Raw genomic sequence first — 13,986 nt, 5'->3', positions numbered from 1 at the left:
ATGGTGCGAGGCCTGTGGCCGTAGCACCGGGAAGCGCTTTGACAGCTTGACATGATGAGGTCACTCACCGATCATCGGCGACGTGAACGCCCCCCGACGCTTATCGACCGCTCTTGTCCTGACGCTGGCCCTGGCCGCGTGCAGCACGGGAGGCGAGGGCCTACCGGTCACCGGCGAAGGCGGCCCCGCGACCGGCCGTGTGGGAGGAGCCGGCGGAGGCGGCGGGGGAGGGGCCGGCGTCCAGACCCCCGCCGGCATCACCCCCGCCGAGTACGGCACGGCGCTGGCGGCGGCCATGGGCCCGGTGGGGTCCGCGCTGAAGGACATCGCCAAGTCGCGTTCGCTGAAGTCGCTCGGCGGCCGTGTGGAGCGCGCGAGCGGCGCGGCCGGCGCCGCGGTGGACCGCCTGGCGTCCGTCACCTCGCCGCCTGAGGTCACCAACGAGCACGCCGACCTGCTGGCGGCCCTGCGCGGCCTCGAAGGCGACCTGGAGGCCATGCGCGAGTCGGTGGCCGGCCGCGGCGTGTGCACCGCTCCGGCCGTGCTCGCGCGCCTCGGCAAAGGCGAGGGCCTCGGTGCGGTGCGGTCCGCCGGCGACGACCTGGCCGCCAGAGGCGACTACCCGGCCGACATCGTGGACGTCAAGATCCCCAAGGAACAGACCCGCCGCCTGTCCAACGGCACGGTGATCCGCTCGGGCCCGCGCGGCGGCCTCGGCCGCGTCACCGTGAAGAACGGCAACTCCAAGGACGCCGTCGTCACCCTGGTGCGCGGCAAGCGCAAAGGCACGAGCTTCTACATCCGCAAGAAGAGCAAGACCACCATCCGCAGCGTCCCCGACGGCTCCTACACGGTCTACTACACCACCGGCAGCGACTATGACCGCGGCCGCCGCACCTTCACCCGTGACTGCGCCTTCAAGCGCTTCGAGGGATCCATCCGCTTCCGCACCACCTACAGCAAATACACCATCTGGACTCTCACCCTGAACGCCGTCAAGGGGGGCAACACGCGCGCCGACGACGTGGACCCCGACGACTTCCCGAGCTGACCGGGGTCGTCCGCCGAGACGACGACGGCGCGGCCCCCGTACGGGAGCCGCGCCGCCGGAGAGCCGGTGGTCAGCTGGAGAAGAGCATGCCCACCCAGCTGCGGTTGCGGTGGTGGCCGTGGTGGTAGCCGCCGCCGTGCGGCGGGCCCCAGGCCGGACCCGGAGGGGCCGGCGGCGGGGCGTACTGCTGCTGGGCCCACTGGTTCTCCACGCGGGACAGCGTCTCCAGCTCTCCGTAGTCCAGGAAGATGCCGCGGCAGTTCTCACACTGCTCGATCTGGACGCCGTTGCGGTTGTAGGTCCGCATGGATCCGTGGCACTTGGGGCACTGCATTGAGTCGGTCTCCTTCGACGGGCTTGCGGCGACCCTACCGCGACGGCGTGACACCGACGATCCTCCCGCAGGAGGAGACAAGGGCGTCCTCGACATCGTCCAGCGGACGACCCTCCCCGTGTGCCGCCGCCACCGCCGTGGCCGCCAACTGCACGGTCAACGCGCGGGCCGGACGGTCGAGTTCCCGCCACGGATCGTCAGGCGACACGGCCGTACCCCCCGCGGACAGGTAGGCGCCGAGGAACCGGGCCCACAACTCCGGGTCGAGCAGGCCGGTGGCGAACCACGCCGCGGGCCGCGCCAGATCCCACGCGGGATCGCCGGAACCGAGGTCGTCCACGTCGATGAGCAGCCACTCGCCGCGGTACCGCACCACCTGGCCGAGGTGCCAGTCGCCGTGCACCGGCGCGGCCCCCGGCTCGTGGCCGGCCTCCAGGCCGAGCGGCACGTAGGCCGCGCTGATCGTGCGGACGGCGGCGGCGTGCCGCTCGCCACGCGGCAGACCGGCCACGGCCCGGGTCACGCGCGCGGGACCGCCGTGCGGGGGGAGCGACGGCGGGACCGGCGACGCGTGCAGGCGGGCCAGCAGGGCCGCCGCCTCCTCCCACGGCGCGCCGTACGGGTCGGCGGGGTCGACCGGCTCACCGGCGGGCCACGACGTCACCGGCCGTCCCGCGAGGTGCCGCACCCGCGGCGACAACGGGGGAAGGAACACTCCCGGCATCGACGCGGCGGCCGTCAGGCGCGCCTGGAGCGCGCCGGCGTCGGTCCCCGGCGGCAGGGCCTTGACGACCGTATCGCCGGCCCGCACCACCGTGACGCGGGTGTCCTTGAGCACGGCCGTCCCCGCGTCACCGAGCCGTCCCCCCGCCTCGGCGGCCAGCAGACCGGCCAGACCTCCGGCCGATGTCCCGCCGCGTACGTCCACCGGCCCACCCTAGTCCGCCACGCCGCCCCGCGCGCCGGAGCGGCGACGGGCAGGGGAATAGGGTTGCGGCATGAAGATTGGGTTCGGGGTACCGGTGTCGGGGACCTGGGCGACGCCGGGGAACATGGTGGCGGTGGCGCGGCGGGCCGAGGAGCTCGGGTACGCGTCGCTGTGGACGTTCCAGCGGCTGCTGCACCCGGCGGGGGAGCCGCTGGCGCCGGTGTACCGCAGTGTGCAGGACCCGGTGGTGACGCTGTCGTTCCTCGCCGGGGTGACCAGCAGGATCCGGCTCGGGGTCGCCGTGCTCAACATGCCGTTCTACTCGCCGCCGCTGCTCGCCAAGCAGCTCGCCACCTTGCAGGAGGTGTCGCGGGGACGGCTGGACGCGGGGCTCGGGCTCGGCTGGATGCCGGAGGAGTACACCGCGAGCGGGGTGACGATGGCGGCGCGCGGCCGGCGTGCCGTGGAGTACCTGCACGTGCTGCGGCGGCTGTGGACCGAGGACCTGGTGTCGCACAAGGGCGAGTTCTACGACATCCCGCCGTCCAGCCAGGACCCCAAACCGGTGCCGCCGCCACCGGTCCTGCTCGGCGGCACCGCTCCGGCGGCGCTGCGGCGCGCGGGTGAGCTGGCGGACGGGTGGATCAGCTCCAGCCGTGCCGACCTGGACACGCTCCCCGAGCAGATCTACATTGTGAAGGAAGCGGCTCGTGAGGCCGGCCGCGACCCCGGCGAGCTGCGCTTCGTCTGCCGAGGCGTCGTCCGCGTCGGCGCGGCGCGGGACGGGGAACGCACCAGGCTGACCGGCACGCCTGACCAGATCAGGGACGACATCGAGGCCGTCGCCGCCACCGGCATGACCGAGTTGTTCCTCGACCTCAACTTCGACCCCGCCGTCGGCGCACCCGACGCCGACCCCGACGCCGCGATGCGCCGCGCCGAGGAGGCGCTGGAGGCGTTCGCGCCGCGCTGAGCGGCCGCTGAACGTCACCGAGCTGACAGGGAGAGGTTTCCACATGTCCGCCCTCCCGCCGGTCACCTCCGGTACCGGTGGTGTCATCCTTGTTGCCGTACGCCGACGACCCCCGAACGCGGGAGAACAGTGAACGAGCGCAAGCGGATCGAGTGCTGGTTGTCCGACATGGACGGTGTGCTGGTGCACGAGGGGCTTCCCGTGCCGGGGGCCGGCGAGTTCATCACCAGGCTCCGCGAGTCCGGCAAGCGGTTCCTGGTGCTGACCAACAACTCCATCTACACCCCGCGCGACCTGTCGGCACGGCTGCGCGGTGTGGGCCTTGAGGTGCCGCCGGAGGCCATCTGGACGTCCGCGCTCGCCACGGCCAGGTTCCTCGACGACCAGCGGCCGGGTGGCTCGGCGTATGTCATCGGGGAGGCGGGGCTGACCACGGCGCTGCACGAGGCGGGGTACGTCCTGACCGACACCGACCCCGACTACGTCGTGCTCGGCGAGACCCGCACCTACAGCTTCACGGCCATCACCCGGGCCATCCGGCTCATCGACGGCGGCAGCCGCTTCATCGCCACCAACCCCGACCCGGTGGGCCCGTCCGCCGAGGGCTCGCTGCCGGCCTGCGGCGCGGTCGCCGCGATGATCACCAAGGCGACGGGGGTGGAGCCGTACTTCGTCGGCAAGCCCAACCCGATGATGATGCGCAGCGCGCTCAACGCCATCGACGGCCACAGCGAGAGCACCGCGATGATCGGCGACCGCATGGACACCGACGTGGTGTCCGGCATGGAGGCCGGCCTGTACACGATCCTGGTGCTGACCGGCGTGACCACCGAGGACCAGGTGGACCGCTACCCGTTCCGGCCCTCCCGTGTGGCGGCGTCCGTCGCGGAGCTGGTGGACCTCATCGAGTGACCGGGCCCAGCTCGCACGGGTCACGCGGCCTGACTTCCAGGTGACCGGCGCCGCGCGCGGACCGCACCGCGGGAACGTTCCCGCGGTGCGGCCTTGTGGCGGTGATCGGGCTGCGGCAGAGTGTCGGTGTCCCTCCGTCCGGCCGGGCGGAGTTCTCCCCGGGAGGCCGCGCGGTGGCGACGATCGTTGGAGTGCACGGCATCGGCAAGTACCGCTACTTCGAGGCGGCCGGCACCGCCACGGGAGCGGCCGAGATCATGCGGGGCAAGTGGGACCGCTACCTGCACGCGGGGCTGACCGGTGGCGCTCCGTACGACGGCCGTTCCTATGTCGGCGAGGTGGCCTATTACGCTCACCTGCTGCGCGACCAGGTCCCGGCGGCGGTCCCGCGCGACCTGCGCACGATGGACACCGCGTCCCAGCTCGTGCTCGCCGACTGGATGAAGCAGCTCGGCGGTGCGAGGTCGGTGGCGGGGGAGACGCTGACGGGGCTCATCCACCGGTTCGCCGGGTGGCTGATGCTGCGGCTCGGGCCGCACGCCAAGGAGTTCGCCGAGAACTTCTGCCCCGAGGTGGCGGCGTACTTCGCGAGCGGCAGGGCCGCGGCGCGGGTGCGGGCTCGCGACGTGGTGGCGGCCGCGGTGCGGCGGCACCGGCCCAAGGTGCTGATCGCGCACTCCCTCGGCAGCGTCGTGGCGTACGAGGCGTTGTGCGCGCACCCCGATCTGCCGGTGGAGCTGTTCGTGACGCTCGGCAGCCCGCTCGGCATGCGCCAGGTGGTGTTCGACCGGCTCCAGCCGCTGCCGGTGAAGGGACGGGGTGGCCGGCCGCCGGGGGTGCGCCGCTGGGTGAACATCTCCGACAAGGACGACATCGCGGCCATCCCGGGTGAACTGCGCGGCCAGTTCGACGGCGTGGACCAGGACCTGAGGGTCAACATCGACTGGGCCGACTTCCACACGGTGCGCAACTACCTCGGCTGCGGAGCGCTCAACCAGCACCTCAAGCCGTACCTGCGCGGATAATATCGTGATCATGAAATGGGTCCTGTTCGACTACGGGGAAGTCCTGTGCCACGCGCAGCCGGAGGACGACCGCGTCCGGCTGGCCGAGGCCGCCGGCACCGATGCCGAGGCGTTCTGGGAGGGCTACTGGCGGCACCGGCTGGAGTTCGACCGCGGCACGCTCACGCCGCGGCGGTACTGGTCGCTGGTGCTCGGCCGCGAGGCCGCCGAGGCCGAGACCGAGCGGCTGGTGGAGCTGGACGTGCGCAGCTGGAGCCATGAGAACCCCGGCAGCGTGGCCGTCATGGCGGAGCTGGCCGCGGCCGGCCACGCGCTGGCGCTGCTGTCCAACGCGCCTGAGTGCGTGGCGCGAGGCGTCGAGCGGCTCCCCTGGATCGAGACCTTGCGTGCCCGCTTCTACAGCGCACGGCTCGGCCTGGTGAAACCCGACACCGGCGTCTACCTGCGGGTGGCCGCCGAGCTCGGCTGCGACCCCGGCGAGGTGGTCTTCGTGGACGACCGGCTCGTCAACGTCGAAGGCGCCGAGCGGGCCGGCATGACGGCACTGCACTTCCGTGACCCCGGCACGCTGCGCGCCGACCTGGAGATGGTGCTCGCGCCGCGCTGACATTCCCTACCGCTGACCTGCTTCTTTGTCTCGTTTGCCCTGCTCGCGGGCATACGCCAGAGAAAGGGGGAGGCGAGGGGGACGCGATGGAAGTCACCGGAATCATCAGTGCCATCATCATCGGACTGGTGATCGGCGCGCTCGCGCGCCTGCTCGTCCCGGGCCGGCAGAAGATCCCGATCTGGCTGACCATCCTGATCGGCATCGTCGCCGCGCTCATCGGCACCGCCATCGCGTCCGCGCTCGGCGTGGCCGACACGCGGGGGATCGACTGGATCGAGCTCATCATCCAGATCGTGCTCGCGGTGGTCGGCGTGATGGGGGCGAGCTATCTGTACGGCCGCAGCAAGGTTCACTGACCATGCCGGCGCCGACGCGATTTCGCCTGGCGTGCCGCGAGGTGTCGCCGTCCCTTCGACCACGATTCACGTACGGTGGGTAACCCGCACGTCTGTGCCGCGGCTGTTCACGCGGCCGACATCGACACCTCGCTCGCAGGTCAGGCGGACCGTCTGCACTTGGTGGCGTGGAGCAGAATCCGTCACGCAGAGTGTTCCTCGCCGCCGCCGCCACGGGGGCCGGCGGCCTCGTCCTCTCTTCGTCCGCCGCCGCGTCCGCCGCGCGGCAGACCCCCCTCCCGGCCGTCCGCCCCGCCCGCTCCGCGCCGGACCCGTTCACACTCGGGATCGCCTCCGGCGACCCCGCGCGGGACGGGTTCGTGCTGTGGACCCGCCTCGCACCCGACCCGCTGACCCCTGACGGCCACGGCGGCATGCCGCTCGGGGACGTCACCGTGGAGTGGCAGGTCGCCGAGGACGAGAGGTTCCGCCGTGTGGCGCGGTCGGGCCGGGAGACCGCGCGCCACGCCAGCGCGCACACCGTGCACGTCGAGGCCGAAGGGCTGGAACCCGGCCGCGAGTACTTCTACCGGTTCCGCGCGAACGGTCACCTGTCGCAGGTGGGCCGTACCAGGACGGCGCCGGACACCGCCGGCCCCTTCACGTTCGCCGCGGTGTCGTGCGCGCAGTACGAGCACGGCTACTACACCGCCTACCGCCGCATGGCCGAGCAGGAACCCGACCTGGTGGTGCACCTCGGCGACTATATCTACGAGTACTCCGGCGGCGTCTACACCGCCGCGCAGGGCAACGTGCGGCAGCACGCCGGCGGCAAGCTCCAGACCCTCGCCGACTACCGCGTGCGGCACGCGCAGTACAAGACCGACCCGGACCTGCAACTGGCCCACCAGAACAGTCCGTGGCTCGTGGTGTTCGACGACCACGAGGTCGAGAACAACTGGGCCGGCGGCAACCCCGGCACCCTCGTCCCGGCGTTCGACGCGCGCAAGGCCGCCGGTTTCCAGGCCTACTACGAGAACATGCCGCTGCGCCGCTCCTCGGTGGCCCGCGGCACCCGCATCAAGCTCAACCGCCGCGTGAGCTGGGGCCCGCTCGCGACGTTCCACATGCTCGACACCCGCCAGTTCCGCGACGACCAGCCCTGCGGCGACGGCATGCGCACCGGCTGCGACGAACGCCTCGGCCAGGAACGCGTCCTGCTCGGTGAGGCGCAGCGCGCATGGCTGGAGCAGGGCCTGCGCGACTCGGCCGCCGGCTGGAACCTCATCGCGCAGCAGATCATCGTCGGCCAGCGCGACTACCACCTCGGCCCCGGCCGCGAGCTCAGCCTCGACGCCTGGGACGGCTACCCCGCCGAACGCGATCGCCTGCTGGCCGCGCTGTCGGCCTCCGGCGCCGCCAACCCGGTCGTGCTGACCGGGGACGCGCACGTCGGCTCGGCGTCGGACCTGCTCCTGGACTTCGACGACCCCACCTCGGCGCGCGTCGGCGTCGAACTGGTCGCCACCTCGATCTCCAGCGACGGCGACGGCTACCACGACCCCGCGAGGGACGCGGCCCTGCTCACCGAGAACCCCCACCTGAAGTTCGTCAACGAACGCCGCGGCTACATCATGTGCGGCGTCACCTCCTCCGAGCTGACGGCCGACTTCCGCACCCTGGACCGCATCAGCCGCAGGGGAGCCCCCGCGAGGACCGCCGCGTCCTTCACCGTCCCGGCCGGCGAACGCGTCCTCACCTGAGCCCTTCGCCACGGCCCCCGGCCCCCGTACGGGGCCGGGGGCCTTTCGCGCGTGCCCTACCCGGCGACCGCGAACCCGAACAGAGCACCCTCCGGGCCGGACAGGGTGACGGCGCCGGCCGGCCGCAGGCCCGTGTAGGAGCCCTTGCGCACCGCGGACGGGACCAGGACCACGCGGCCCGCGCCAGGCGCGCCGACCACCAGGCCCGACGGGGTGACGGCGACCGAGGCGCCGTAGTTGTCCCCCGGGTGTCCCTTGCGGCCGTACACGGTCAGGTTGTGGTTGGCGGTCAGCCCCCCGGTGCGGGTGCCGGCGAGCACCAGCACGGCGTTGCCGCCGGGCAGCCCCATGGCAAGTTCGGCGTCGCCGTCGCCGTTGAGGTCGCCGGCCGCGAGCGCCGAGCCGAGCCGGTCGGTGGGCCGGTTGCGGCCGGCCACGCCTTTGCTCTCGCGTGACCAGAACTCGCTGCCGGCCGCGGTGAGACCGCCGCCGCGGCCGTACAGCACGTGCACCGCGCCGTCGCCGTACATCGGCCCGTCCTGGTAGGCGTCCAGGCCCTCACCCGGCACCCCGGCCGCCAGGTCGTCGTGGCCGTCCCCGTCGAAGTCCCCGGCCGCCAGCGTCGCGCCGAGGCCGTCGAACTTCTCGGCGTCCCCCGGCATGCCGGGGCTGTTCTGCGTGTAGACGCCGGCCTGCCGGGCCCGCGGGTCGGCGATGGTGAACGACCCGGCGCCTGGCTTGTCGCCGACGTCGTCCCCCGGCGCGCCGATCGCGATCTCGTCGTCGCCGTCCCCGTCGAAGTCCCCGGCCGCGACGGCCGCACCGAACTGGTCGGTCTCGCCGGGCTCCTGCGCGACCCAGCGGGTGCGCTGCGTGATGAGGCTTCCCGTGCCGTCCGGCCGACGGCCCCGCATGCCGAACAGCGCGACGCCTCCACCGTCCTCCAGGCCGGGGACGCCGACGATCAGCTCGTCGTCGCCGTCGCCGTCCAGGTCCCCCGCGGCGAGCGCCGCGCCGAACCGGTCGGTGCCGCGGGACCGCTTGAGATGGGTGACGTCGAGCGTCCCGGCCGCCTTCAGGCCGTGCGGCGTGCCGCGCAGCAGGTGCACGACGCCGTTGCCGTCCGCGCCGTCGGGGACCGGCGTGCCGGCGAACTCCTCCGAGGCGCCGATCGCGAGGTCCGCGCACCCGTCGCCGTCGAAGTCGCCGGTCACCAGGGCCGAGCCGAACGAGTCCCCCCGCTCGGGGGTGTCCCCGATCTCCCCGGACCCCTGTGTCAGGGTCGATGTGGCCTTCGTCCCCCGGTACAGCGTCACCGACCCGGCGCGGGTCGCGCCGTCCACCGTGGCGTACGGCGCGGCGACGGCGAGCCCGGGATCGGAGCAGGCGGTCGCGGAGGCGGAGGCGGGCAGGCAGGGCACGACGGCCAGCGTCGCGGCGGCGAGCAGGCGGGACGCACGCGAGGCACTCATACTCCGGATGGTCTCCGCCGATCCGGACACCTGCCCCACGGCAGCATGAAGTCCCCGCGTCCGGTACCTGAACGTCGCCGTCAGGCCGGGGGAGCGGCGGGTGTCAGGCCGGCCCCCCGGCTGCGGGGAGCTCGAACGCGACCGCCTGGCCCGTGCCTCCGGTGGACAGCGTGGTGGGATAGGCGACGCACCGGCCCCCCGACAGCAGGTGCGCCAGCAGCAACCCCCGGCCGCCTTCACTGAGCAGGTCGAGCCCGTCCGGCCCGTCGGCGGCCTGCAGGCGGGTCAGCAGCAGCCCGACCTCCCCGGGCTCGGCGCCGCCGTCCACCACCTCGCACCACATGGGGATGCCGCTCAGGTAGTGCACACGCAGCTCGTACGGCCCCGGCGCGTGCCGTTCGGCGTTGGCGGCCAGCTCGGCCACGATGAGCTCCGCCTCTCCCGCGCTCTCGGCCGTGACACCGGTGCCGGCGAGCGCCTCGCGGACCGCGGCCCGCGCGGCGCGCGAGGCCGATCCGGCGCTCAGCCGGGTGACCAGCACGCGGAACGTCCCCCGGTGCGGCGGCCATCCCGGCGGCGGGTCCTCGCGGTACTGGTTGTCGCCGGAGAACTGGACGGCGTCCCGCAGGCGGGCCGCGGCCTCGTGCAGACGGCCACCCGCGTGCGCGCGGGTGTGCTGGACACGATGCTGGGGGACGGGCTCCTCGCCGCGCATGAGCTGATCACTCCCTGGGTCGCCCTGACGGGGGCCGGCGGAGGCAGGCGCGGTGCACCTCCGGCAGGTTGTCTCCGATGGTGGAATACACCGACCCGTGCGGGTAAGCCGTGACACCGATACCGAAGACGGATACGCGGCGATCGGCCTGACCGATCGGCTTCACCGATCGGTCGGGCCGAAAAGGCCGCGAGCCGGCGTCCGGCCTGGTTATCTGGAGTCCCTCCCTTGACTGGACCGTTGCGAGGTCGGCATGAACGTCACACATGTGAACGAGCAGGCCATAAGTTTCACCATCTGGGAGCGACCCGCGATGCGGCGTGCGCTCGCGGAGCGCGATATGGCCGCGGTCTATCTCATGCTTCAGCGCAACGGCGTCTCCCAGCGCCGCCTCGCGGCGCTCACCGGGCAGTCACAATCGGAGATATCGGAAATATTGAACGGCCGTCAGGTGATGGCGTACGACGTCCTCGTCCGCATCGCCGACGGTCTCGGCGTCCCCCGCGGATACATGGGTCTCGCCTACGACGAGGGCCCCGGCTTCGCGGGGCACGAGAGCGACGCGGCCGGCGAGGCCGACGACGACGAGCGCGTGCGCCGCCTCCTCGCGCACGCCGCACAGGTCACCATCGGCGCCGTCACACCGGAGACCACCGACTGGCCGAGGCCGCTGGCCCGCTCGGCCACCCCCGTGCCGGCGCGCATCGGCGAGGCCGAGGTCGAGCAGGTGGAGACCGTCACCGAGACGCTGCGCGCGCTCGACTACCGCTACGGCGGCGGCACCTGCCGCGACGCCGTGGTCGCGCAGCTCGCCTGGTCGCAGAGCCTCCTGCGGGCCGGGTCGAGCGAGCAGGTGCGCCACCGCCTGCACCGCGCGCTCGCCGACCAGCACAACCTCGCCGGGTGGACGAGCTTCGACACCGGCCTGTACGACGACGCCTGCCGCCACTTCACCCGGGCCCTCGAGCAGGCCAAGTACGCCGGCGACCCCTCGCTCGCCGCCAACGTGCTGTACCGCCTCGGCCGCGTCCACCTGCACCGCCACCGGGTCGTCGACGCGCTGCGGTTCTTCCAGCTCGGCCAGATCTGCGCGCAGGACGCCAGCTGCGAGCTCACCGTCGCGCTGCTGTGCGCCAACGAGGCGTGGGCCTACGCGCTGCTCGGCGACGAGCGGCTCGCGCTGAAGTCCATGCGCCGCGCCGAGGACGAGTTCGCGCGCAGCGACCGCGCCGCGGCCCCCGCGTGGGTGCGTTTCTTCAGCGAAGCCGACCTGCACGCCGCCGGCGGCATGTGCCACGCGGGCCTGTCCGACACCCTCGACCACCACCTCGACCCCGCCGCCGAGCTGCTGCTGCGCAGCGTGGCCGGCCGCGACCAGGACATGGCCCGCAGCAAGGTCTTCGAGCTCATCGCGCTCGCCACCGTGCGCTTACGCTTAGGCGACATCGAAGGCGGCCTGCGTGACGGCCACGAGGCCGTGACGCTGACCGCGCGGATCCGCTCGGCCCGAGCGCTGCACCGCATGGACCCACTGGACAAGGCCGCCGCCGCACTCGGGGCCCGCACCGACGCACGCGAGTTGCGACGGCGCATCGCCGACCTGCGGGCCCAATGAGCCTCACCACGGTAGACCCCTCCGGCGGGCTCACCCGCGACACGCTGAACGCCGTGCTCGGCGCCGTCTGCGCGGAGGCCGGCCTCGACCCCGCCGGGGCCGAGCTCATCAAGTTCACCAACAACGCCGTCTTCCGCCTGCGCGCCGCACCCGTCGTGGTCCGCATCGCCGGCTCGTCGGCGGCCCGCGCGCGTGTCGGCAACGTCGTCGGCGTGGCCCGCTGGCTGGCCGCGCACGACTTCCCCGCCGTCCGCCTGCTCCCCGATGTCGTCCAGCCCCTGTGGCTGTCCGGCCAGGCCGCCACCTTGTGGGAGGAGGTCCCCGCGGACGGCGGCCGTCCCGGCGGCGCCGACCTCGCCGCCTTGCTGAGACGCCTGCACGACCTCCCCGGCCCCCCGCCTGACCTCCCCGAGTGGCGTCCCATGGACGAGATCCGCCAGCGCCTCGCCGAGCCCGAGGACCTCGGCGACGCCGACCGCGAGTTCCTCCTCGCCACCTGCGACGAGGTGGAGGAGGCCATGTCCACCCTCCGGTTCGACCTCCCACCGGGGGTCATCCACGGCGACGCCTTCACCGGCAACCTCGTCCCCGCCGTCGGCGGCCCTGTGCTGTGCGACTTCGACAGCACCGCCGTCGGGCCCCGCGAATGGGACCTCACCCCGGTCGCCGTCGGCCGCCTGCGCCTGGACTACCCCGACGACGACCAGACCCCCATGGCCCTCCGCTACGGCGTCGACATCACCCGGTGGCCCGGCTTCCCGGTGTTCCGCCGCCTGCGCGAGCTCAAACTCGTCACCAGCGTCGTGCCGATCCTGCGCAGCCACCCCGCCATCCGGCCCCAGTGGCAGCACCGCATGCGGACCTTCCGCTCCGGCGACCTCACCACACGCTGGCAGCCCTACCGCTGACCCCCGGCGTCCGGCCGTACGCCGGGTCAGGCGGGGGCCGGTCGTGCCAGGATGGGCCTTGTGACGACGGCGGTGGAGACGGGTATCGACCTGGCGGACCTGGCGTTCTGGAACAGGCCGCCAGGCGAGCGCGAGCGCGACTTCGCGCGGCTCAGGCGGCTGGACCATCTGGCGTTCTTCCCCGAGCGCCGGGTGCCTTTGCTGCGGTCCGGCAAGGGCTTCCACGCTTTGGTGCGGCACGCCGACGTGGTGGAGGCCAGCCGCAACGCCAAGGTCTTCTCCAGCGAGCCGGCCGTCACCAACCCCGAGCCCCCCGGCTGGGTGAAGCACGTGTTCGGCGACTCGATGGTCAACCTCGACGACCCCAGGCACGCGCGCCTGCGCCGCATCGTGTCGCGTGCCTTCTCCCCGAAGATGCTCGCCAAACTGGACGACGACATCCGCGAGGCCGCCACCCGCATCGTCGACGACGTCATCGCCGAAGGACCGAGGGACTTCGTGACCCAGGTCGCCGCGCGGCTCCCCATCCACGTCATCTGCGACATGGTCGGCGTCCCCGACGCCATCCGCGCCAAGGTCCACCGGCACGTCGACGTCTCCACCGCCTACACCGGCGTCCGCATGAGCCTCCCCCGCACCGTCGCGATGGCGGGCCGCAACATGGCCGCGCTGTTCTCCCTGCAACGTCTCGTCATCGAGCTCGGCCGCGAACGCGAGAAGAACCCCGGCGGCGACCTGGTCTCCGCGTTGGTGACCGCCAACGTCGACGGCGAACGCCTCACCCCTCGCGAGCTCGGCTCGTTCTTCACGCTCCTGCTCGTCGCCGGCAACGAGACCGCACGCAACACCATGGCCCACGGCCTGAAGCTCATCACCGACACCCCCGAGGCCCGCGACCGCCTGACCGGCGACTTCGACACCCACATCGCCGGCGCCATCGAGGAGACCGTCAGGATCGTCTCCCCGATCATGCAGTTCCGCCGCACCGTCACCGAGCCGTACGAACTCAGAGGCACTTCTCTGACCCCCGGCGACAAGGTCGTCCTGTTCTACGGCTCCGCCAACCGCGACGAGGACGTCTTCCCCGACCCCGGCCGCTACGACATCACCCGCACCCCCAACCCCCACGTCGGCTTCGGCGGCCCCGGCCCCCACTTCTGCCTCGGCGCCAACCTGGCCCGCCAGGAAATAAAGATCATGTTCCGCGAGCTCTTCACCCGCCTCCCCGCGATCCGCACCACAGCCGAGCCCGAGCTCCTCCTCTCCAACTTCGACAACAGCGTCCGCCACCAGGCCTTCACGTTCTGACCCCCGGCCGGAATCCGCGACGACGGCGTCCACCACC

14 protein-coding genes are annotated in these 13,986 nt (G+C 72.8%); 10 read left to right on the top strand and 4 right to left on the bottom strand.

What is annotated here, in order from left to right; all coding sequences use genetic code 11:
- The first annotated feature begins 82 nt into the window (after window positions 1-82).
- The gene (locus BJ992_RS18360; protein ID WP_184982622.1) at window positions 83-1,051 is read left to right on the top strand and encodes a hypothetical protein; all 969 of its coding nucleotides are present in this window, start codon (window positions 83-85) and stop codon (window positions 1,049-1,051) included.
- 70 nt (window positions 1,052-1,121) lie between these two features.
- Here the strand turns inward: BJ992_RS18360 and BJ992_RS18355 are convergent, their stop codons facing one another.
- Both BJ992_RS18355 and BJ992_RS18350 read right to left on the bottom strand, forming a co-directional pair.
- Complete coding sequence (locus tag BJ992_RS18355; RefSeq protein WP_184982620.1) at window positions 1,122-1,385, bottom strand: TFIIB-type zinc ribbon-containing protein; 264 nt, start codon at window positions 1,383-1,385, stop codon at window positions 1,122-1,124.
- 34 nt (window positions 1,386-1,419) lie between these two features.
- A complete protein-coding gene (locus tag BJ992_RS18350) occupies window positions 1,420-2,313 on the bottom strand; it encodes a phosphotransferase family protein (protein ID WP_343072732.1) in 894 nt (297 codons plus the stop codon).
- Window positions 2,314-2,383: 70 nt separating this feature from the next.
- On the opposite strand from BJ992_RS18350, the gene BJ992_RS18345 reads away from it, so the two are divergent.
- From BJ992_RS18345 to BJ992_RS18320, 6 genes are all read left to right on the top strand, one after another.
- Window positions 2,384-3,286: a TIGR03619 family F420-dependent LLM class oxidoreductase gene (locus BJ992_RS18345; RefSeq protein WP_184982616.1), complete on the top strand. Its 903-nt coding sequence runs from the start codon at window positions 2,384-2,386 to the stop codon at window positions 3,284-3,286.
- Window positions 3,287-3,415: 129 nt separating this feature from the next.
- Window positions 3,416-4,198 (top strand): HAD-IIA family hydrolase, encoded by a 783-nt coding sequence (locus BJ992_RS18340; protein ID WP_425503675.1) that lies wholly within the window; start codon window positions 3,416-3,418, stop codon window positions 4,196-4,198.
- A gap of 173 nt (window positions 4,199-4,371) precedes the next feature.
- Complete coding sequence (locus BJ992_RS18335) at window positions 4,372-5,223, top strand: hypothetical protein (RefSeq protein ID WP_184982614.1); 852 nt, start codon at window positions 4,372-4,374, stop codon at window positions 5,221-5,223.
- A gap of 10 nt (window positions 5,224-5,233) precedes the next feature.
- Window positions 5,234-5,830: an HAD-IA family hydrolase gene (locus BJ992_RS18330; RefSeq protein ID WP_184982611.1), complete on the top strand. Its 597-nt coding sequence runs from the start codon at window positions 5,234-5,236 to the stop codon at window positions 5,828-5,830.
- 86 nt (window positions 5,831-5,916) lie between these two features.
- Complete coding sequence (locus tag BJ992_RS18325) at window positions 5,917-6,189, top strand: GlsB/YeaQ/YmgE family stress response membrane protein (protein WP_184982609.1); 273 nt, start codon at window positions 5,917-5,919, stop codon at window positions 6,187-6,189.
- 167 nt (window positions 6,190-6,356) lie between these two features.
- Entirely contained in the window at window positions 6,357-7,931 is a 1,575-nt protein-coding gene (locus BJ992_RS18320) for an alkaline phosphatase D family protein (protein ID WP_184982606.1), read from the top strand.
- Window positions 7,932-7,987: 56 nt separating this feature from the next.
- Here the strand turns inward: BJ992_RS18320 and BJ992_RS18315 are convergent, their stop codons facing one another.
- Both BJ992_RS18315 and BJ992_RS18310 read right to left on the bottom strand, forming a co-directional pair.
- On the bottom strand, window positions 7,988-9,403 hold the full coding sequence (locus BJ992_RS18315) for an FG-GAP repeat protein (protein WP_221474881.1): 1,416 nt from the start codon (window positions 9,401-9,403) through the stop codon (window positions 7,988-7,990).
- Between the two features lie 103 nt (window positions 9,404-9,506).
- Window positions 9,507-10,118, bottom strand: coding sequence for an ATP-binding protein (locus tag BJ992_RS18310; RefSeq protein ID WP_184982602.1), 612 nt, complete (start codon window positions 10,116-10,118; stop codon window positions 9,507-9,509).
- 253 nt (window positions 10,119-10,371) lie between these two features.
- Here BJ992_RS18310 and BJ992_RS18305 point away from each other — a divergent pair, with 253 nt between their 5' ends.
- Genes BJ992_RS18305 through BJ992_RS18295 form a run of 3 tightly spaced genes read left to right on the top strand, consistent with a single transcriptional unit; the run spans window position 10,372 to window position 13,949 of the window.
- Complete coding sequence (locus BJ992_RS18305; RefSeq protein ID WP_184982599.1) at window positions 10,372-11,733, top strand: helix-turn-helix domain-containing protein; 1,362 nt, start codon at window positions 10,372-10,374, stop codon at window positions 11,731-11,733.
- On the top strand, window positions 11,730-12,641 hold the full coding sequence (locus tag BJ992_RS18300) for an aminoglycoside phosphotransferase family protein (protein WP_184982597.1): 912 nt from the start codon (window positions 11,730-11,732) through the stop codon (window positions 12,639-12,641). Before BJ992_RS18305 ends, BJ992_RS18300 begins: the two co-directional genes overlap by 4 nt.
- Window positions 12,642-12,692: 51 nt before the next feature.
- Window positions 12,693-13,949: a cytochrome P450 gene (locus BJ992_RS18295; RefSeq protein WP_184982596.1), complete on the top strand. Its 1,257-nt coding sequence runs from the start codon at window positions 12,693-12,695 to the stop codon at window positions 13,947-13,949.
- Window positions 13,950-13,986 lie beyond the last annotated feature (37 nt).

The sequence above is a fragment of the Sphaerisporangium rubeum genome, assembly GCF_014207705.1.
In the GTDB taxonomy this organism is placed as follows: domain Bacteria; phylum Actinomycetota; class Actinomycetes; order Streptosporangiales; family Streptosporangiaceae; genus Sphaerisporangium; species Sphaerisporangium rubeum.
This window is presented reverse-complemented; position numbering and strand designations above follow the sequence as displayed.

What these genes read in the sequence shown, in the direction of transcription:
- BJ992_RS18355 (WP_184982620.1), bottom strand. Translation starts at nt 1,385, where the DNA reads ATGCAGTGCCCCAAGTGCCACGGATCCATGCGGACCTACAACCGCAAC.
- BJ992_RS18345 (WP_184982616.1), top strand. Translation starts at nt 2,384, where the DNA reads ATGAAGATTGGGTTCGGGGTACCGGTGTCGGGGACCTGGGCGACGCCG.
- BJ992_RS18330 (WP_184982611.1), top strand. Translation starts at nt 5,234, where the DNA reads ATGAAATGGGTCCTGTTCGACTACGGGGAAGTCCTGTGCCACGCGCAG.
- BJ992_RS18325 (WP_184982609.1), top strand. Translation starts at nt 5,917, where the DNA reads ATGGAAGTCACCGGAATCATCAGTGCCATCATCATCGGACTGGTGATC.
- BJ992_RS18315 (WP_221474881.1), bottom strand. Translation starts at nt 9,403, where the DNA reads ATGAGTGCCTCGCGTGCGTCCCGCCTGCTCGCCGCCGCGACGCTGGCC.
- BJ992_RS18310 (WP_184982602.1), bottom strand. Translation starts at nt 10,118, where the DNA reads ATGCGCGGCGAGGAGCCCGTCCCCCAGCATCGTGTCCAGCACACCCGC.
- BJ992_RS18305 (WP_184982599.1), top strand. Translation starts at nt 10,372, where the DNA reads ATGAACGTCACACATGTGAACGAGCAGGCCATAAGTTTCACCATCTGG.
- BJ992_RS18300 (WP_184982597.1), top strand. Translation starts at nt 11,730, where the DNA reads ATGAGCCTCACCACGGTAGACCCCTCCGGCGGGCTCACCCGCGACACG.
- BJ992_RS18295 (WP_184982596.1), top strand. Translation starts at nt 12,693, where the DNA reads ATGGGCCTTGTGACGACGGCGGTGGAGACGGGTATCGACCTGGCGGAC.